Source organism: Novosphingobium sp. THN1, from assembly GCF_003454795.1.
Lineage (GTDB): Bacteria > Pseudomonadota > Alphaproteobacteria > Sphingomonadales > Sphingomonadaceae > Novosphingobium.
The window spans coordinates 649,871-667,228 of the sequence record NZ_CP028347.1; the positions used below are offsets into that span (position 1 = coordinate 649,871).

General features: G+C 64.8%; 18 protein-coding genes and 2 pseudogenes. 8 read left to right on the plus strand and 12 right to left on the minus strand.

Annotation, left to right across the window (positions count from 1 at the left end; translation table 11 throughout):
- Window positions 1-633, plus strand: a complete 633-nt coding sequence (locus C7W88_RS03275; protein ID WP_118072472.1) for a DUF2238 domain-containing protein — start codon at window positions 1-3, stop codon at window positions 631-633.
- Here C7W88_RS03275 and C7W88_RS23410 read toward each other — a convergent pair.
- Window positions 617-1,339: a hypothetical protein gene (locus C7W88_RS23410; RefSeq protein ID WP_240344794.1), complete on the minus strand. Its 723-nt coding sequence runs from the start codon at window positions 1,337-1,339 to the stop codon at window positions 617-619. The two genes, C7W88_RS03275 and C7W88_RS23410, sit on opposite strands and share 17 nt — an antisense overlap.
- Complete coding sequence (locus C7W88_RS23415; RefSeq protein WP_240344795.1) at window positions 1,336-1,938, minus strand: phospholipid carrier-dependent glycosyltransferase; 603 nt, start codon at window positions 1,936-1,938, stop codon at window positions 1,336-1,338. The genes C7W88_RS23410 and C7W88_RS23415 overlap by 4 nt, the downstream gene beginning before the upstream one ends.
- 83 nt (window positions 1,939-2,021) lie before the next feature.
- Between C7W88_RS23415 and C7W88_RS03285 the strand changes: the two genes are divergently transcribed.
- Together C7W88_RS03285 and C7W88_RS03290 are read left to right on the plus strand one after the other, a co-directional pair.
- Window positions 2,022-3,230: a PLP-dependent aspartate aminotransferase family protein gene (locus C7W88_RS03285; protein ID WP_118072473.1), complete on the plus strand. Its 1,209-nt coding sequence runs from the start codon at window positions 2,022-2,024 to the stop codon at window positions 3,228-3,230.
- 91 nt (window positions 3,231-3,321) lie between these two features.
- The gene (locus C7W88_RS03290) at window positions 3,322-4,659 is read left to right on the plus strand and encodes a PAS domain S-box protein (RefSeq protein ID WP_118074548.1); all 1,338 of its coding nucleotides are present in this window, start codon (window positions 3,322-3,324) and stop codon (window positions 4,657-4,659) included.
- Between the two features lie 3 nt (window positions 4,660-4,662).
- On the opposite strand, the gene C7W88_RS03295 is transcribed toward C7W88_RS03290, so the two are convergent.
- The 4 genes from C7W88_RS03295 to C7W88_RS03310 form a co-directional block, all read right to left on the minus strand.
- Entirely contained in the window at window positions 4,663-4,938 is a 276-nt protein-coding gene (locus tag C7W88_RS03295) for a hypothetical protein (protein WP_118072474.1), read from the minus strand.
- Window positions 4,939-5,012: 74 nt separating this feature from the next.
- Window positions 5,013-5,264 (minus strand): accessory factor UbiK family protein, encoded by a 252-nt coding sequence (locus C7W88_RS03300; RefSeq protein ID WP_039336498.1) that lies wholly within the window; start codon window positions 5,262-5,264, stop codon window positions 5,013-5,015.
- Window positions 5,265-5,381: 117 nt separating this feature from the next.
- Entirely contained in the window at window positions 5,382-5,936 is a 555-nt protein-coding gene (locus C7W88_RS03305) for a TspO/MBR family protein (RefSeq protein WP_118072475.1), read from the minus strand.
- Window positions 5,937-6,059: 123 nt separating this feature from the next.
- Window positions 6,060-6,827, minus strand: a complete 768-nt coding sequence (locus tag C7W88_RS03310) for a TlyA family RNA methyltransferase (RefSeq protein ID WP_118074549.1) — start codon at window positions 6,825-6,827, stop codon at window positions 6,060-6,062.
- A 25-nt stretch (window positions 6,828-6,852) separates the two neighbouring features.
- Between C7W88_RS03310 and C7W88_RS03315 the strand changes: the two genes are divergently transcribed.
- Window positions 6,853-7,395, plus strand: a complete 543-nt coding sequence (locus C7W88_RS03315) for a hypothetical protein (RefSeq protein WP_118072476.1) — start codon at window positions 6,853-6,855, stop codon at window positions 7,393-7,395.
- 424 nt (window positions 7,396-7,819) lie between these two features.
- A complete protein-coding gene (locus C7W88_RS03320; protein WP_118072477.1) occupies window positions 7,820-8,914 on the plus strand; it encodes a branched-chain amino acid aminotransferase in 1,095 nt (364 codons plus the stop codon).
- A gap of 70 nt (window positions 8,915-8,984) precedes the next feature.
- Here the strand turns inward: C7W88_RS03320 and C7W88_RS24315 are convergent, their stop codons facing one another.
- Both C7W88_RS24315 and C7W88_RS03330 read right to left on the minus strand, forming a co-directional pair.
- Window positions 8,985-9,209, minus strand: coding sequence for a porin (locus C7W88_RS24315; RefSeq protein ID WP_162895879.1), 225 nt, complete (start codon window positions 9,207-9,209; stop codon window positions 8,985-8,987).
- Complete coding sequence (locus tag C7W88_RS03330) at window positions 9,173-10,423, minus strand: OprO/OprP family phosphate-selective porin (protein WP_118072479.1); 1,251 nt, start codon at window positions 10,421-10,423, stop codon at window positions 9,173-9,175. The genes C7W88_RS24315 and C7W88_RS03330 overlap by 37 nt, the downstream gene beginning before the upstream one ends.
- A gap of 185 nt (window positions 10,424-10,608) precedes the next feature.
- On the opposite strand from C7W88_RS03330, the pseudogene C7W88_RS03335 reads away from it, so the two are divergent.
- Window positions 10,609-11,516 (plus strand): annotated as a pseudogene (locus tag C7W88_RS03335) (SDR family NAD(P)-dependent oxidoreductase).
- 150 nt (window positions 11,517-11,666) lie between these two features.
- Here C7W88_RS03335 and C7W88_RS03340 read toward each other — a convergent pair.
- The 4 genes from C7W88_RS03340 to argH are packed head-to-tail and all read right to left on the minus strand — an operon-like array spanning window position 11,667 to window position 15,381.
- Window positions 11,667-12,440: a bifunctional precorrin-2 dehydrogenase/sirohydrochlorin ferrochelatase gene (locus C7W88_RS03340; RefSeq protein ID WP_118072480.1), complete on the minus strand. Its 774-nt coding sequence runs from the start codon at window positions 12,438-12,440 to the stop codon at window positions 11,667-11,669.
- Window positions 12,441-12,455: 15 nt separating this feature from the next.
- On the minus strand, window positions 12,456-13,715 hold the full coding sequence (gene lysA, locus C7W88_RS03345; RefSeq protein ID WP_118072481.1) for a diaminopimelate decarboxylase: 1,260 nt from the start codon (window positions 13,713-13,715) through the stop codon (window positions 12,456-12,458).
- A complete protein-coding gene (locus C7W88_RS03350) occupies window positions 13,697-13,975 on the minus strand; it encodes a hypothetical protein (protein ID WP_370073180.1) in 279 nt (92 codons plus the stop codon). Before C7W88_RS03350 ends, lysA begins: the two co-directional genes overlap by 19 nt.
- The gene (gene argH / locus C7W88_RS03355; RefSeq protein ID WP_240344796.1) at window positions 13,972-15,381 is read right to left on the minus strand and encodes an argininosuccinate lyase; all 1,410 of its coding nucleotides are present in this window, start codon (window positions 15,379-15,381) and stop codon (window positions 13,972-13,974) included. Before argH ends, C7W88_RS03350 begins: the two co-directional genes overlap by 4 nt.
- On the opposite strand from argH, the gene C7W88_RS03360 reads away from it, so the two are divergent.
- Together C7W88_RS03360 and C7W88_RS03365 are read left to right on the plus strand one after the other, a co-directional pair.
- Window positions 15,380-15,964: a TlpA disulfide reductase family protein gene (locus C7W88_RS03360; RefSeq protein WP_118072482.1), complete on the plus strand. Its 585-nt coding sequence runs from the start codon at window positions 15,380-15,382 to the stop codon at window positions 15,962-15,964. The genes argH and C7W88_RS03360 overlap by 2 nt on opposite strands.
- A 162-nt stretch (window positions 15,965-16,126) precedes the next feature.
- Window positions 16,127-17,265 (plus strand): annotated as a pseudogene (locus C7W88_RS03365) (phosphoserine transaminase).
- Window positions 17,266-17,358 lie beyond the last annotated feature (93 nt).

Sequence of the window (17,358 nt, forward strand, 5' to 3'; positions counted from 1 at the left end):
TTGCGCGCGGTCGCGGGGATACCGGGACCGCAAGCGCTTCTGCTGGCTCTGACTGCCGCGGGCGCGCTGTTCAGCCTGGTCGATACGCCCTACCCGGCGCTGGCGCCGCTGCAGAACCTCCCGACTCTGGCAATTGTCGCGGGCCTGTGGCTCGCGCTGCGCCGCTGGCCGATGCCGACCAGCGCGGTCGCATGCATTGCCCTGTTCATGGCGCTTCACACCATCGGCGGGCGCTACATCTATTCCTACGTGCCCTACGAGCAGTGGCTCGGCGCGCTTGGCCTGCCCTCGATCGACCAGGCATTGGGCCTGCCCCGCAATTCGTGGGACCGGCTGGTGCACTTCAGCTTCGGCGCGATGTGGGTCTGGCCGATAGCCTGCTGGCTTTCACGCCATCGCGGGCTGTCGCCTGCGCTCGCCAGCTACATCGCGGTCGAGTTCGTGCTGGCAGGCAGCGCGGTCTACGAGATCTTCGAGTGGCAGCTGACCGTGGTCATGGCCGGGCCCGATGTCGATGCCTACAACGGCCAGCAGGGCGACCCGTGGGACGCGCAGAAGGACATGGCGCTTGCCGGGCTGGGCGCGCTGACCACCGCAATCTGGCTGCGGCTGCGCGCTATTTCCAGCTATTGAGCCAGGTGTAGTCCCGGTACGAATCCTTGCGCGGCAGCTCTCCCGCCGACAGGATCGGATAGAAGCCAATGAACAGGCCGAACGAGAGGACCAGCGTCACCTTGGTCGGCCAGCGCAGGCCGAGGTCCCACCATTCGCCCAGCACCAGTGCCAGCGCGGCCAGCAGGAAACAGCTTGCCAGCATGTAGTGGTAGTAGAACTGGACCGGCTTGCCGTTTATCGCCCAGAAGCCGACGAGCAGGACATAGGCGGCGAAGACCAGCAGGTGGAGACGCTTGCCCCCCCTCTTCATGCCCCTCAGGCCGTCCCAGGCGCAGAACAGCAGCGCGGGCAGCCCGGCCAGCATCGTGAACGGGTTTCCGATCATCAGCACGCCGCGTTGCGCCCCATCGACGTCTTCATAGAGGAACCAGATCGCGCGGATATTGGCCACCCACTGCCACCACACGCTCATGTAGGTGTGCGGCTTCTTCACGCTGTCCTGCAGTTCCAGCATGTACTGTTGCCAGTGCAACAGCCCGCCCACGGTCAGCGGCTGCTTTTCATAGAAGAACGCGGGCAGGAAAGTGGCGAGGTAGACCACGACTGGCACCACCCCCAGCCAGAGTGCCGCCTCGACCAGCGAGACGCCGGGCACCGGCCCCGCCCCGCGCGAGGCCCAGAGCAGCCCGCCGCGCCGACCTTCGAGGGCCTGCCAGCGATTCAAGGCAAAGACCAGTCCGGGCAGCGGCAGCAGCAGCGCGCCGTTCCATTTGGCCCCAGCGACAGCCCCATGAACACGCCCGCCAGCAGCAGGTGAGACCGCGCCAGCAAGGCCTTGCCCGAAGGATTGCGCCAGGCCAGCGCCCATTGCCACATGGCCAAGGCCATGAAACCGGCCATCGCCATGTCGAGCAGGGCAATGCGCGACATCATGAACCAGATGAAGTCCGTTGCCAGCAGCAGGCCGAACAATACCGTGGCCGAGCGGGAAAAGCTCGCCCACCACAGCGCCCGCATCATCGCCCAAAGCCCGAGCCCGCCCAGCACGGCCGAGGGGAAGCGCCAGCCGAACGGCGTATCGCCGATCAGTTGCATCGACCAGGCGATCAGTTGCTTGGCAAGCAGGGGATGTTCAGGGTTCAGCCGCGCCGTGAGGTCGATCAGCCGCCTTGCCGCCGGCAGGTAATGGACCTCGTCGAACATCGGCTTCGACGGAATCCCGAGCCGGTGCAGCACGAGGAGAAAGAACGCGGAGGCAATGACCGCGCACCAGAATGCAGGGTCTTTCTCGCGCGGGGCTGCGGTCTGGAACTGTGGCGTCATGCGTCCTGACCGATAGGGCGCGCAGGGCCGCTTCGCAATCCCGCCGCTTGCGCGCAGCCTTCCGGAAAACTAAGGCGGCTGGCATGAAGAGAACTGCTGGCCAGGACCGTTCGATCACGCAGAAATGGCGTCCCGCAACGCAAGCCGTGCGCGGAGGCACGTGGCGTTCGGAAATGGGCGAAACCTCCGAAGCGCTGTTCCTTACATCCGGCTTTACCTACGACGATGCGGCAACGGTTGCCGCGCGCTTTGCCGGCGAAGCCGAAGGCATGACCTATTCGCGCCTGCAGAATCCCACCGTGCAGATGCTGGAAGAGCGCATCGCCCTGATGGAAGGCGCCGAGGCGTGCCGCACGCAGGCCACCGGCATGGCGGCGATGACCACCGCACTGCTCTGCCAGCTTTCTGCCGGAGACCACATCGTCGCCGCCAAGGCCGCCTTCGGTTCGTGCCGCTGGCTTGTCGACAATCTGCTGCCCCGCTTCGGCATCACCGGCACCACGATCGACGCATCCGACAATGCCGCTTGGGAAGCCGCGATCAAGCCGAACACCAAGGTGTTCTTCTTCGAAAGCCCGGCGAATCCGACGATGGACGTGGTCGACCTCGAGTTCGTCTGCGGACTGGCCCGGCGCCACGGCATCACCACCGTCGTGGACAACGCCTTCGCCACTGCCGCGCTGCAACGCCCGATGGATTTCGGCGCTGACGTTGTCGCCTATTCGGCGACCAAGATGATGGACGGACAGGGCCGCGTCATGGCCGGCGCCGTGTGCGGATCGGCGGAGTGGATCAACAACGTCCTCCTGCCGTTCCAGCGCAACACTGGGCCGAACATCGCGGCATTCAACGCCTGGGTCGTCCACAAGGGCCTTGAAACGCTGGACCTGCGCATCCACCGCCAGAGCGAGAACGCGCTGAAAGTGGCAAGCTTCGTTGAAGGCCGCGTGCCGCGCCTGCTCTATCCCTTCCTGCCCAGCCACCCGCAGCATGAACTGGCCAGGAAGCAGATGAAGGCCGGGGGCACGATCTTCTCGTTCCATCTCGATGGCGGATTGAAGCAGGCTCACGCCCTGCTCGACGCGCTGCAATTGATCGACATCTCGAACAACATCGGCGATTCGCGCTCGCTGATGTGCCACCCGGCCTCGACCACGCACTACGGCGTCGGCCCTGAAACCCGCGCCGACATGGGTGTGGGCGAAGGCATGCTGCGCCTCAACGTCGGGCTCGAGGATCCGGACGACCTGATCGACGACCTGGATCAGGCTCTGCGCGCTGCCGGCCTTTGATCGAGGTTAACACCTTGCTCCATTCCGGTTGCATCCCGCCACCCAAGCCCTAAGAAGGGCAGTGGGTGGGGTCGCAACGGAGCAAGCTGCATTGCTGGCCGAGGCCCATCTATCTGCCATAATCCAGTCTTCCGATGATGCGATCATCAGCAAGGACCTTCAGGGGACCGTGCTGAGCTGGAACCCGGCGGCCACGCGCATCTTCGGATTTACGGAAGCGGACATGATCGGCCAGTCGATCCGGCGCCTGATCCCGGAAGAGCGGCAGGCCGAGGAAGACGACATCCTTGCGCGCATCGCCCGGGGCGAACGGGTAAAGAGCTTCGACACCGTGCGTCAGCGCAAGGACGGAGCCCATATCTCCGTCTCGCTCACGGTCTCGCCGATCTACGACAAGGCGGGAAAGATCGTCGGCGCAAGCAAGATTGCCCGCGACATCACCGCGCGCGAAGAAAACCTGCGCGCCTTGCGGGAAAGCGAAATGCGCTTTCGCATGCTGGCCGACAACATCACCCAACTGGCCTGGGTCGCCGACGAAACCGGTTGGATAGGTTGGTACAACAAGCGCTGGTATGACTACACCGGCCTTGCAGAAGGCGATTGCGACGGCTGGGGCTGGGATCAGGTCCATCACCCGGACCACCTCGAACGAGTCCTTGCGCACTTCAAGGCCACCATGGAAGCCGGGGTGGAGTGGGAGGACACCTTCCCCTTGCGATCGGGCGACGGGGAATACCGCTGGTTCCTGTCGCGCGCGCTACCCATTCGCGACGCTTCGGGCGCGATCCTCTACTGGTTCGGCACCAATACCGATGTGACCGACATGCTCGAGAAGGAAGAGCAGATTCGCGTTCTCCTGATGGAGGTGAACCATCGCTCGAAGAACCTGCTTGCCGTCGTTCAGGCCCTGGCCCGCCGCTCTGGCTGCCAGGACCCGGATTTCCTGCACCGCTTCGAACGCCGCCTCGCCAGCCTTTCGGCCAATCAGGACTTGCTGGTACGGCGCGGCTGGTCGACCATCCTCATGGACGAGCTGGCCGAAGCCCAGTTGGCGATACTGGGGCGCGAGACGCGGGCGCAGATCGAATTGCGCGGGGCCTCAATTCCGCTCAGCCCGCGAAGCGCCGAAATCATCGGCATGGCCCTGCACGAGCTTGCCACCAACGCGCTCAAATACGGTGCGCTGTCATCGCTGACCGGCAAGGTGGTGCTTTGCTGGGAAGAAACGGCGGACCGGTTCGTGATCGATTGGCGGGAGAGCGGCGTTCCCGTCGTCTGTCAGCCTACGCACCACGGCTTCGGCACCACGCTGATGCGCCATATTCCCGCGCGCAGCCTGAACGCCGATGTAACGATAGACTATGCGCCGACAGGTCTGCGCTGGCGGCTGGAGTGCTCGCTCGCCACGGCAAGGATGCTGGAAAGCTGACTGTCAGGCGGCGCGCCGACCCTCGCAGTGCTCTGCTTCGGCTGCGTGGGTCGCCTGTTCCTTGTCCTGCGTGATCAGGCGGTTCTCCGCGCGCCCCATCGTCCAGTTCTTGCCGAGCCGGACCTTGCTGTTCGGCGCACACCAGATTTCGCCCGATTCATCGAGCGCCGTCACCCAGATCAGGTTGTGCTCCTGGCCATAGTCGATCATGCCGATCGCATAACCATCGCCCTTGCCAAGCACATGCAAGGGAATTGTCGGATTGAGTTGTGTGAACACGGATATCTTCCTGCATCGCGCCCGCAGGCGCCACTTTGATGCAGGTTAAATCCGCAAGGTAGGGGGCCGGTTCCTCACTCACCCTTTGAGGCTGCTTCCAAAGCAGCAATGCGGGCCTTGAGCGCCTCCACTTCCTCACGCGCCGATGCTGCCAGTTCCTTGACCGCGTCGAATTCCTCGCGGCTGACGAAATCGAGGCCGCCGAAGATTTCCTTGGCCTTTTCGCGCGCGTTCTCGCCTGCTTCGCGGCCCATGCCGGCAATCGTTCCCGCCGCGCTGTTCAGCAGCTTGACGAAGTCGGCGATCATCGGGTTTTCACTCTGCATGGGCTTGGGTCCTGAATGGCGCGAGGCAGGCGCTGTTGTTCCCGCTATGTGGTCCGCCTCAAGGCCTTGCGCAAGTGGCCGCGAAAGTCAGAATTCGACGCGTCAGATTTCAGGAGGTCAGATTTCCACGCGCTCGGTCTTCGCGGTGCCGAACGCGCCATCTGCGTCCGGGTTAAGACGCCCGAACTCGAACGTAAGTACCGAAGCGAAGCAGACCCACGCCAGATAAGGCAGCAGGAGCATCCCGGCGACCGGGCGCACGCGCCAGAACAGCACCACCGTCAACACGATCGCCGCGGCCATGGCAACGGTGATCCAGAACGCAACGGTGATCTGGTGCAACGCGAAGAAGGTGGGTGACCAGGCAAGGTTGATGAGGAGCTGCACCACGAACATCGCCACGGCAATGCCACGGCCTGCCGCCCCGCGCGCCGCAAGGACCATCGCCAGCGCCAGCCCCATCAGGACATAAAGCACGGTCCAGACGATCCCGAAGGCGGCCGGCGGCGGATAGATCGACGGCTTGACCAGCGCATCGAACCACGGATTACCGGGGCCGCTGCCCGCGGCTTGTCCGGAAAGAAACCCGAGCGCGACGACAAGGGGAATGGTGAACAGCGACCAGCGCAGGAGACTGGCGCGAAGCTGTCCCGAAGAGGCAAGATAGTTCATGGCACCCGCAAGCAACTGCGCGAAACGCGCGATTCGCCGAGGATATTGGCGAGGGGTTGCCTGCTCTGCAATCGGAACTCGTCCCGCATTGCATCCCGCGTGGAGACACAATCCGGGGAAAACTCAACCACGCAGCGCGGAAACGAGGAATTCGACGTTGCCTTCAGGGCCGGTGATCGGACTCGGGACGATGCCCTGTACGGCCCAGCCCTCGCTTTCCAGCCACTCGCGCACCTCGCTGCACACCCGTTCGTGCAAGGCCGGATCGCGGACCACGCCGCCCTTGCCGACCTCGGCCTTGCCCACTTCGAACTGCGGCTTGATCAGCGCGACAAGCCGCGTCGGCCTTGCCGCCAGCGAGAGCGGCACTTCCAGCACCTTGCGCAGGGAAATGAAGCTGGCATCGCATACCACCCAGGTTGCCGGCCGATCGATGTGCCCCGGCGTGAGGATGCGCGCGCTTGTCTGCTCGAGCACGGTGACGCGCGGGTCCTGACGCAGCTTCCACGCAAGCTGGTTGGTCCCGGAGTCCACGGCAAAGACATGCTCGGCGCCGCCCTGCAGCAGCACGTCGGTGAAGCCGCCGGTCGAACTGCCGATGTCCATCGCGGTAACGCCGGACGGGTCGAGGCCGAAATGCTCGATCGCGTGGGCGAGCTTGATGCCGCCGCGCGAAACCCATGGGTGATCGCGCCCGCGCACGTCCAGCGCGGCATCTGTGGCAAGTGCCTGCCCGGCCTTGGCGATCTTGGTTTCGCCCGAAAAGACCAGCCCGGCCAGGATCAGGGCTTGCGCGCGCGCGCGGCTCTCGACCAGGCCGCGGTCGACCAGCAACTGGTCCACGCGAAGCTTGGATGCGCCGGGCTGTTTCGGGGGGCGGGTTGAGGTCACGGCGCGTTCCTTCCATAACTGCACCATGAAGATCAACCATGCACACCGCCCCCGCCTCGTTTTATCCGGTGCGCTGGCCCTCACACTTTCCGCCTGCGCCACGCCGACGGTGGTCCCGCAAGCTGCGCCTCCGCCTGCGCCCAAGCCAACCCAGGCACCGCCCCCACCGCCACCTGCCCAGACCTTCAAGGACTGGCGCGATGCGCCACAGACCGTGGGCAACTGGCGCTATGAGCCGGGCGTGGCTCGCTTCGGTCCGGGTGACGCCACGCTGTTCGCGATGGCCTGCAATCGAGGCGCTGCAACGATGAGCCTGATCCGCACCGGCACTTCGAACGTGCCGCTGCCGATGACGGTGGTGACCACCAGCGATACCCGCCCGCTTTCCGCCGATCCCGCGCCGCAAGGCCAGCCGCAACTGGTGGCAACGCTGGCCGCGCACGATCCGCTGTTGGATTCCATGGCGTTCAGTCGCGGGCGCTTTGTCATCGAGGTGAACGGCCTGCCGACGCTTTACCTGCCAGCCTGGGCCGAGGTCGGGCGAGTGATCGAGGATTGCCGGAAATAGCGCGATCCGGTTGCAGGGGTGACCATACTGCAGGCGCGAAGCGGGGATTGTGACGACAATTTTTTTTCGATCAAGTCTTGTTGTTTGGCCCCGGATGAATCACATTCAAATCAAGGCCGGTGAGTACGCAAACTCCCGGTCCAGCAGGCCCAACAGCCTGTGACTTTGGCTCAACAGCGCGAAAGGAGGTGATCCGATGTCTCATGGTTCAGCAGAGAGGTCGGTACAGTCCCGCGCGAGGCATTATCGCTGAGTTTCGATTAAGCGATAAAGGCTTCGTGGGCGGCACTTCCGGCCGCTGACCATGCGAAGGGCCGCTCGGATTGACCGACGCGGCCCTTCACATTTATTACATTCCCCTTGCCTTTCGCGCAATAATAGTTCACGGCGCTGCTTCCTCGATTCTAGCGCAAGGACTGCCGAAATGGCGACTACCGCCGACACCACCTTTACCCATAACCCGCACCCTTCGCCGGTTGCTGCGGACGTGCGGGCGCAGGTGCTGGCGAACCCCGGCTTCGGCACTGCGTTCACCGATCACATGGTCGAGATTGACTACGCTGAAGGCGCAGGCTGGCACGATGCGCGCGTGATTCCCTATGGCCCGATCGCGCTCGATCCGGCGGCGGCCGTGTTGCATTACGCGCAGGAAATCTTCGAGGGGCTGAAGGCCTATCGTCTTGCTGACGGCGGCATCGCGCTGTTCCGTCCTGATGCCAATGCCCGGCGCTTCAACGCCTCGGCCCGCCGCCTCGCCATGCCCGAACTGCCCGAAGAGCTGTTCGTCGAAGCCGTGCGCCAGCAGGTCCTCGCCGACAAGGACTGGTTCCCCACGGTCGAGGGCGGCTCGATGTATCTGCGCCCGTTCATGTTCGCGTCCGAGGCCTTCCTCGGCGTGCGCCCGGCGCGGCAGTACAAGTTCATGGTCATCGCCAGCCCGGCCGGCAACTACTTCAAGTCGGGCGCACCGGCAGTCTCGATCTGGGTTTCGGACTATACCCGTGCAGCGCCCGGCGGGACTGGCGCGGCCAAGTGCGGCGGCAACTATGCCGCCAGCCTCGTGCCCACCGCCGAAGCCTTCTCGCGCGGGCACGACCAGGTGCTGTTCCTCGATGCGGCCGAGCGCAAGTGGGTCGAGGAACTGGGTGGCATGAACCTGTTCTTCGTGTTCGACGACGGTTCGATCCTGACGCCCGAACTCACCGGCACGATCCTGCCCGGTATCACCCGCTCGAGCCTGCTTACGCTGGCCGCCGAAGAAGGCCTGACCGTGCGCGAGGGCCGCTACAGCCTCGACCAGTGGAAGGCCGACGCCGCTTCGGGCAAGCTGATCGAGACTTTCGCCTGCGGCACTGCGGCGGTGGTCACCCCGGTCGGCAAGGTCGCCAACCATGAAGGCGAATTCACGATCGGTTCGGGTGGCCCCGGCCAGCTGACGCAGAAGCTGCGCCAGAAGCTCGTCGGCATCCAGCGCGGCGAGATTGCCGACACCCACGGCTGGGTCACGCGCATCGCCTGATCTTTTTCCAGAGACGTGCAAAGGCCCGCCGCTCCTGATGGAACGACGGGCCTTTTGCCAATGTCACGTCTCAGAAATCGAACTGCGCGCGCATGCCGATGACGTCGGCGTTGTAGTTGCGATCCGCGCCCGCCGCGACTGCTGCGTCCTTCAGCCAGAGATGGCCGTAGTCGATGATGAAGCGAACGTAGTCGGTTGGCACCCATAGCAGCGAGGCCCCGACCAGCTGCTGCCGCCCACCCAGAACGCCATTGTCGTTCAGATCAAGCCAGTCGTAGCGTGCGTTGACCTGCACTGCGCCGATGCCGCCCTTGTCGACGCCGTTCTTCGGCTTGATCCGGGTCCAGGTACCCTCGCTCGCCTTGTAGGGCAGCGTGTCCCCTTGGTCAGGAACAGGCCTGCTTCGACATAGCCGCCATTGAACGTCGGGTCGGCAATGGCGCCGGGGCGGTTGACCTTCATCCACTGCGATTCGGCGGTGAAGTGCACCGGCCCACCGGTCCAGCCCAGTTCCACGCCGTAGTTCGTTTCCGACAGCGCGCTGATCGCCTTGGTGTCGACAAAGCGGATGTCTGTGGTGTGGGTGAAGGGGCGCGCGCGATAGCGCACCGTCGCGCTGCTGTCGTTGAGATCATGGTAGTGCGCCGACCCGCCGATATGCGCCTGGCCACCGAACAGCTTGGGCTGAAGCGCAAAGCGGCTGTCGATCGAATAGCTGTTGTCGGTATCGGCGTTGAGATCGGTGACGTTGTCGGTAAACACGCCGACCTGCGCCAGGACCATGCCCTTCTGGTATTGCGCCGACAGGCCGAGGCGGCGCTCGAAACCGAAGGCGGTGTTGAACGATGCGCGCTCCATGAAGCTGGTGAACAGGTCGGACTCGGTGTCCTCCATCGATTCGAACGGCTTGTGCTGGCCGATCGTCAGGGTCAGGTTCTTGATACCGTTGTAGGTCAGATAGACGTCGGTAAGGTCGACCGCGCTGTTGGCGATATCGGCTTCAATGCGGTAGCCGAAGTTGCCCGGAACGGTGCCGTCGAAACCGAAGTAGGCGCGGCGGAATTCGGTGGCGAGGCCAAGGCTCTTGCTGCCGATGGAGGGCGGTGCCGATACCGAAGCCGTATCAATCTGCAGGCGGCCGCGCGGCTTGAAGCTCCACTTGCCGGCCTTGGGGTTCTTCGGATCAACCGGCGATTCGATCTTCGGCCCACCATCCCAGCTGATCGCCACCGGCGGCTTGCCCGATACCGTCGGCGCAGGGATCGCGGCAACGGCCGTAGCCGTCGCGTCGGTCTTGGCCCTGGCTTCGGCGAGCTGGCCCTGCAAGGTCTGGATCTGCGCCTGCATCGCTGCCATCGCAGCCATCTGGCTCTGCATCTGCGCTTGCATCTGCTGAAGCTGGGCCTGCATGGCGGCAAGATCGGCATTGGAGGTCGCGGCCTGTGCCGGGACGGCCCAGCCAGCGGCACAGGCAAGGGCAGAAATCGAGACGCGGGTTACGAACTTCATGGCGAATCCTCAGGACTTCGGTCTGCGGCCGAATATGTCTGTTGTGTTACATTTTGTTGACGGTGGTTTGGCTGATTTGTCGCAAATGCTGCAAACCGCCTCGCCCGTTGCGTTCCGCCGCCCGCCGTGGCATCGCAAGGGCATGACTTAATCGCCCGGTTAGGGCGCTCCCGGAGAGACCAGACATGACCATTTCGTTCGAAGGCCGCGTCGCGATCGTTACAGGGGCAGGCGGTGGCCTCGGCCGCGCCTATGCCCTCGAACTCGCCCGCCGCGGCGCGAAGGTGGTGGTCAACGATCTCGGCGGTTCGCGCGATGGCACCGGCCATTCCGACGCTGCGCTGAAGGTTGTCGAGGAAATCGAGGCCATGGGCGGCGAGGCCATGTCGAATGGCGGCTCGGTCAGCGAATACGAACAGATGGTCGAGATGGTCGCCAAGGCCAAGGAACGTTGGGGCGGAGTCCATGTGCTGATCAACAACGCCGGCATCCTGCGCGACAAGAGCTTCACCAAGATGGACCCGGCCGATTTCGAGATGGTCGTGCGCGTCCACCTGATCGGTTCGGCCTTCGCCACCAAGGCCTGCTGGGACCTGATGCGCGAACAGAACTACGGCCGCATCCTGATGACGGCATCGTCAACCGGCCTGTTCGGCAACTTCGGCCAGGCGAACTACGGCGCAGCCAAGCTCGGTCTGGCTGGCCTCACCAAGACGCTCTACCTCGAAGGCGCAAAGAACAACATCAAGGTCAACACGCTGGCCCCTGTCGCCGCCACGCGCATGACCGAGGACATCTTCCCGAGGAAGCCTTCAAGCTGTTCGGCCCCGAAAACGTCGTCCCCGCCGCGCTCTTCCTCGTCTCGGAAGATGCGCCGACCAACGCCATCGTCGGCGCTGGCGGCGGCGCCTACCACGGCGCATGGGTGACGATGAACAAGGGCGTCCTGCTTGCACCGGGCGAGCGCACCGTCGAAGGCTTCGCCGCCAACTGGGACAAGATCAGCGACCGCACCGGCGACTTCGCACCGCAGTCAGGCGCAGAGCAGAGCCAGGTGATCATCGGGCAGTTGCAGGCGGCGATGAAGGGGTGATCAAGCTCCTCCCTGTTTTTGCGCAGCACAAACGGGGAGGTGGCAGTCACCGCAGGTGACTGACGGAGGGGCTTTTCCCCTCCACCACCAGCTTCGCTGGCGGTCCCCCTCCCCATTTGCACCTGCGGTGAAAAAGGGGAGGATTTTGACCTAAGCAAATCGCAACACCACCACGATCCCGCCGTCCGGCGTCGCCTCCCCCGCCAACACCCGCACCGCATCGGCCCGCGCGCGGGACAGGATTTCCGGCGCCACGCCAGCGTCGTGCACCACCACATCCGCCTGCCCCAGCAGCCGCGCGGTGCGCAGGGTAAGGTCTTCGGGATCGTTGGATGTCAGCACGATTTCGAATCGCCCGGACTGCCCTTCCGCGCCAGAAGCCAGCCAGTCAGCCACCTTCGCCTCGCTCCCGGCCCGGAACAGGTCGAGTTCCCCGCCCTCGTCCAGCGCCGCATCCAGTGCACGGCGGCGGTCGGCGACCGAGGACCAGCGCTTGCGCATCCCCTCGCGCGCCTCCTCCAGCGCGCGGGCCAAGGCGCCCAGCCCTTGCGGCAGCAGGCGCTCCAGCCGCAGGCGCAGGATCTTGGCGAGGCCTGCCGAAGCGCCGCCGGTGCCCACCGCGATCAGCACCGGGTCGCGGTCGAGGATCGAAGGCGTGGTGAAATCACACAGTTCGGGCCGGTCGACCACGTTGACCAGCAGGCCGGCACAGCGCAGCCGGATCGCATCGCCCTGCGCCATGTCGGGATTGTCATGCGCGATGAAGGCCAGCCGCGCCCCGTCGTCGATACCGGCGTTGATGTCGCGGTAGATCACCCCGCCGGCGCGCTCGATCAGGCGCTGCTTGGCCTCGGCCGCGTCCCCCTCGCCCAGCAGGATCACCGGCTGGCCCGCGATGCGGTGGAAGAGGGGGAGCGCCTTCATATCTTCAAACCCGGCTTACTTGAGGAAGTCCGGCACGCGCTCTGCGGCAAGGATCGTGGCGGGGTCGATCCGATCAGCAACCACGGCCCACTGGTCGCCATCGACCATGACCTCGGGCACTAGAGGCCGCGAGTTGTAGGTGTTGGCCATCGTCGCGCCATAGGCGCCCGCGGTGCGGAACACGGCGAGATCGCCGCGCCCGACCTTGTCGATCGTGCGGGCCATGGCGAAGGTGTCCGAGCTTTCGCAGATCGGGCCGACGATATTGGCAGTGAAGGTATCGCCCTTCGGCTCAACAGCGGCGAAATCGTGCCAGGCATCGTAGAGCGCAGGCCGCGCCAGATCGTTCATCGCGGCGTCGACCACGACCCAGGGGTTGCTCGCCCCTTCCTTCACGCGGATGACCTCGGTCACCAGCACGCCGGTGTTGCCGGTAATCACGCGGCCCGGTTCGAACATCAGCGTCACGCCCCAGTTGCCTGTCACGCGCGCGACCATTGCGGCATATTCGGCAGGCTGCGGGAAGACTTCGCCCGCCTTGTAGGGCACGCCCACGCCGCCGCCCAAGTCCATGTGCGTGACCGAATGGCCCGCCGCGCGGATCTCTTCCATCAACCCGCCAACCTTGTTGAAGGCGGCTTCCAGCGGCTCGAGCTTGGAAAGCTGGCTGCCGATGTGCAGCGTGAGGCCCCGCATGTTGAGGCCGGGCGTGTTGGCCAGACGGCCATAGATCGCGGCGGCACGGTCGAACGGAACGCCGAACTTGTTCTCGGCCTTGCCGGTGGAGATCTTGCCGTGCGTGCCTGCGTCAACGTCGGGGTTCACGCGCAGCGCGGCGGAAGCGACCTTGCCCATCGACGCTGCGATCTCGGCAAGTTCGATGCCTTCTTCCTCGCTCTCGAGGTTGAACTGGCCGATCCCGGCTTCGATGCCGCGGCGCATTTCGGCAGCGGTCTTGCCAACGCCCGAAAACACGATGCCATCGGGCGCCATGCCTGCGGCCAAGGCCCGCTCCATCTCGCCGCCCGAGACGACATCGGCGCCGTAGCCTTCGGCAGCCAGGACCTTGAGCACGGCGAGGTTGGGGTTGGACTTGACCGCAAAGGCGATCTTCACGTCACGCAGGATACCCAGCGCATCGCGGAACACGCGGGCGTGGCGGGTCAGCGTCGCGCGCGAATAGACATAGACGGGCGTGCCGACTTCCGCCGCGATCACCGGCAGGGGCACGTTCTCGGCGCAGAGCACGCCGTTGTTCAGTTCAAAATGGTCCATCGGAAATTCTCAGTCTTCGGGTGGCAGGTCGAAAGGATCGTCTTCGCGATCCTGCGAGCGGCGACGCGGCTCGACGTTGCGCGCAGGGGCTGCCTGCGCGGGGTTTTGAGCAGATCGTCCGCGCCCGGCTGGACCTCGCGGCCATAGGGGATCGGCGGCGGCGTCTGGTCTGGCGCCAGCTTCAACTCGGCCTTGTTGCCGCATCCGGCCAGAGCCAGGGCGCCAAGGGTGCCGAGCAAAATGGTGCGCGAAAGCTTCAAGCCGATTCCTCCAGCCCCAGCGCCACGCGCGCCTGGGCCACGCGCTTCCTTACCTCGTCCGGTGCGGTTCCGCCATGGCTGCAACGCGCCGCCACGCTCGCCTCGACCGAAAGCGCGGCATAGACGCGATCGTCGATGCGCTGGTCAATGGCCTTGAGGTCCTCGATCGAGAGCTGGTCGAGCGCGATGCCCCGCGATTCGGCCAGCTTCACGGCGCTGCCGGTGATATGATGCGCCTCGCGGAACGGGATGTTGGCCTGCCGCACCAGCCAGTCGGCAAGGTCGGTCGCCGTGGCATAGCCGAGTTCGGCGGCGGCGCGCATCCGGTCGGTGCGGAACTTGGCTTCAGCGACCATCCCGGTCATCGCCGCGATCGACAGGGCCAGCAGGCTGGCGGCTTCGAACACCGGCGGCTTGTCGTCCTGCATGTCCTTCGAATAGGCCAGCGGCAGGCCCTTCATCGTGATCATCAGCGCGGTCAGGCAGCCGACGATCCGCCCCGAGTGGCCGCGCACCAGTTCGGCGGCATCGGGATTCTTCTTCTGCGGCATGATGCTGCTGCCGGTCGACAAGCTGTCGGGCAGCGTCACGAAACCGAACGGCTGGCTTGCCCAGATGATGAACTCTTCCGCCAGCCGCGAAAGGTGCAACGAGCACTGCGCCGCGGCCATCAGGTAATCGAGCGCGAAATCGCGGTCGGACACCGAATCGAGGCTGTTGTCGGTCGGCCCATCAAAGCCCAGCGCCTCGGCTGTACGGAAACGGTCGATGGGGAAGCCGGTGCCAGCCAGCGCCGCGGCACCCAGCGGGCTGCGGTTCATGCGCACGCGGGCATCGGCAAAGCGCGAACGGTCCCGCCCGATCATCTCGTAATAGGCCATGAGGTGATGGCCGAGCGTCACCGGCTGCGCGGTCTGCAGATGGGTAAAGCCTGGCATTATGCTGCCGGAATGCTCGCCCGCGCGGGAAACCAGCGCGACTTGCAACTGCTTGAGGCCCAGCTCTGCCTGATCCATCGCATCGCGCACCCACAGGCGGAAGTCGGTCGCCACCTGATCGTTACGGCTGCGCGCGGTGTGGAGGCGACCTGCTGCCGGGCCGATCAGTTCGGCAAGGCGGCTCTCGGTGGTCATGTGAATGTCTTCGAGGTCCCAGTTCTCCGGAACGCCGTTGGCCTCATACTCTGCCGCGACCTGATCGAGGCCACCGGCAATCAGCGCCGCATCCTCGGCCAAAACGATGCCTTGCGCACCCAGCATGTCCACATGGGCCTTTGACGCGGCGATGTCTTGCCGCCACAGCGCCTTGTCGAAGGGAATCGAGGCGTTAATCTCGCGCATGATCGCCGAGGGACCGCCTGCGAAGCGCCCGCCCCACATCTGGTTGGAGCCTGATTTGTCGCCCATGTCCGTCTATTCGCCCAAAGTGCTGTTGCTCGTGGCGGCCCTTGCCGTTGCCGGGTGCGATAGGCAAGGCCAGAGCGACTCGCAACCGCAGACGACGGCGGCACCTACGGAATCTGCCGCCAAGGGCGAATTCAACGGCACACTCGACATTGCCAATCGCGGCAAGGACATGCCCGATTTCACCGTGACCGACCCGTCGGGCAAGTCGCTCAAGCTGCGCGACCTCAAGGGCAAGCCGGTGCTGGTCAACCTGTGGGCAACGTGGTGCGGCCCATGCGTCCTCGAAATGCCGATGCTCGACAAGCTGGCGGCGGACAATTCCGGCAAGCTGCGGGTCCTGACCGTATCGCAGGACATCGAAGGCGCCGCCAAAGTCGCCCCGTTCTATGCCGAGCGCAAGTTCACCGCGCTCGAACCCTGGCTCGACACCGAGAACAACCTCGGCTTCTTCTACGAGACCGGAATGCTGCCGACGACTGTGCTCTACGACAAGGATGGCAAGGAAGTCTGGCGCATGATCGGCGCGCATGACTGGTCTGGTCCGCGCACGGCGGCGATGCTTGCCGAAACCCTCGGACAGTAGGCCTTCTGAACCCGAGAGTTGTGGGTGAGTTGGGGGAGACTTGCCCCTGAGTTCATGAGAGTTGGAAACCGATAAGGTTTGACAAATCCCGCTGCGCCACTAGGGCGGTCGGCGGGCCACGCGGTCCCAACGCCGCGCGTGCTCTCTGTAAGGAGAGACTACATGTCTGCTACGATTCCGGCTCGCAAGCCTGCGCGCCCCTATTTCTCGTCCGGTCCCTGCGCCAAGCCGCCCGGATATTCCCCCGAAAAGCTCGCTACCGAATCGCTGGGCCGGTCACACCGCGCCAAGATCGGCAAGACGCGCCTTCAGTATTGCATCGACCTGATGCGCGAAGTGCTGCAGCTGCCCGATACGCACCGCATCGGTATCGTTCCGGGGTCTGACACCGGCGCTTTCGAAATGGCGATGTGGACGATGCTCGGCGCTCGCCCGGTCACCACGCTGGCATGGGAATCCTTCGGTGAAGGTTGGGTCACCGATGCCGCCAAGCAGCTCAAGCTCGATCCCACGGTCCTGCGCGCCGACTATGGCCAGATCCCCGATCTGAACGCGATCGACTGGTCGAACGACGTGCTGTTCACCTGGAACGGCACCACCTCGGGCGTGCGCGTGCCGAATGCCGACTTCATCCCGGCCGACCGCGAGGGCCTCAGCTTTGCCGACGCCACCTCGGCAGTCTTTGCCTATGACATCGACTGGTCGAAGATCGACGTTGCCACCTTCTCCTGGCAGAAGGTTCTTGGCGGCGAAGGCGGCCACGGCGTGCTGATACTCGGCCCCGCGCGGTCGAACGGCTTGAGACCTACACCCCAGCATGGCCTCTCCCCAAGGTGTTCCGCCTTGTTTCCAAGGGCAAGCTGGCCGAAGGCGTGTTCAAGGGCGAGACGATCAACACCCCCTCGATGCTCGCGGTTGAAGACGCGATCTTCGCGCTCGAATGGGCCAAGGGTCTGGGCGGTCTCGAAGGCCTGCAGGCGCGCAGCGATGCGAACGCGGCAGCGCTGAACACGCTGGTCGAAGAGCGTTCGTGGCTCTCGCACCTCGCTTCTGACGAAGCGACCCGGTCGAAGACTAGCGTTTGCCTCTCGGTCGAAGGCGCGGACGCGGATTTCATCAAGAAGTTCGCCGCCCTCCTCGAAAAGCAGGGCGCAGCCTATGACATCGCCGGTTACCGCGATGCCCCCGCTGGCCTGCGCATCTGGTGCGGCGCGACCGTCAACGCCGAGGACATCGCCGACCTCGGCCCTTGGCTCGACTGGGCCTACGAGACGACCAAGGCCGAACTGGCTGCGGCCTGACCTTGCCTCTTGCCCTCTCCCCTTCAGGGGAGAGGGTTGGGAGAGGGGATTTGCCCCTTGCTCCCGCATGTTCCAACCAATTCAGGGCCGGTG

Excerpts from the sequence above, each read along its gene's own strand:
- C7W88_RS23415 (WP_240344795.1), bottom strand. The coding sequence starts at position 1,938 with ATGACGCCACAGTTCCAGACCGCAGCCCCGCGCGAGAAAGACCCTGCA.
- C7W88_RS03285 (WP_118072473.1), top strand. The coding sequence starts at position 2,022 with ATGAAGAGAACTGCTGGCCAGGACCGTTCGATCACGCAGAAATGGCGT.
- C7W88_RS03300 (WP_039336498.1), bottom strand. The coding sequence starts at position 5,264 with ATGCAGAGTGAAAACCCGATGATCGCCGACTTCGTCAAGCTGCTGAAC.
- C7W88_RS03305 (WP_118072475.1), bottom strand. The coding sequence starts at position 5,936 with ATGAACTATCTTGCCTCTTCGGGACAGCTTCGCGCCAGTCTCCTGCGC.
- C7W88_RS03315 (WP_118072476.1), top strand. The coding sequence starts at position 6,853 with ATGAAGATCAACCATGCACACCGCCCCCGCCTCGTTTTATCCGGTGCG.
- C7W88_RS03320 (WP_118072477.1), top strand. The coding sequence starts at position 7,820 with ATGGCGACTACCGCCGACACCACCTTTACCCATAACCCGCACCCTTCG.
- C7W88_RS03330 (WP_118072479.1), bottom strand. The coding sequence starts at position 10,423 with ATGAAGTTCGTAACCCGCGTCTCGATTTCTGCCCTTGCCTGTGCCGCT.
- C7W88_RS03340 (WP_118072480.1), bottom strand. The coding sequence starts at position 12,440 with ATGAAGGCGCTCCCCCTCTTCCACCGCATCGCGGGCCAGCCGGTGATC.
- lysA (WP_118072481.1), bottom strand. The coding sequence starts at position 13,715 with ATGGACCATTTTGAACTGAACAACGGCGTGCTCTGCGCCGAGAACGTG.
- C7W88_RS03360 (WP_118072482.1), top strand. The coding sequence starts at position 15,380 with ATGTCCGTCTATTCGCCCAAAGTGCTGTTGCTCGTGGCGGCCCTTGCC.
- argH (WP_240344796.1), bottom strand. The coding sequence starts at position 15,381 with ATGGGCGACAAATCAGGCTCCAACCAGATGTGGGGCGGGCGCTTCGCA.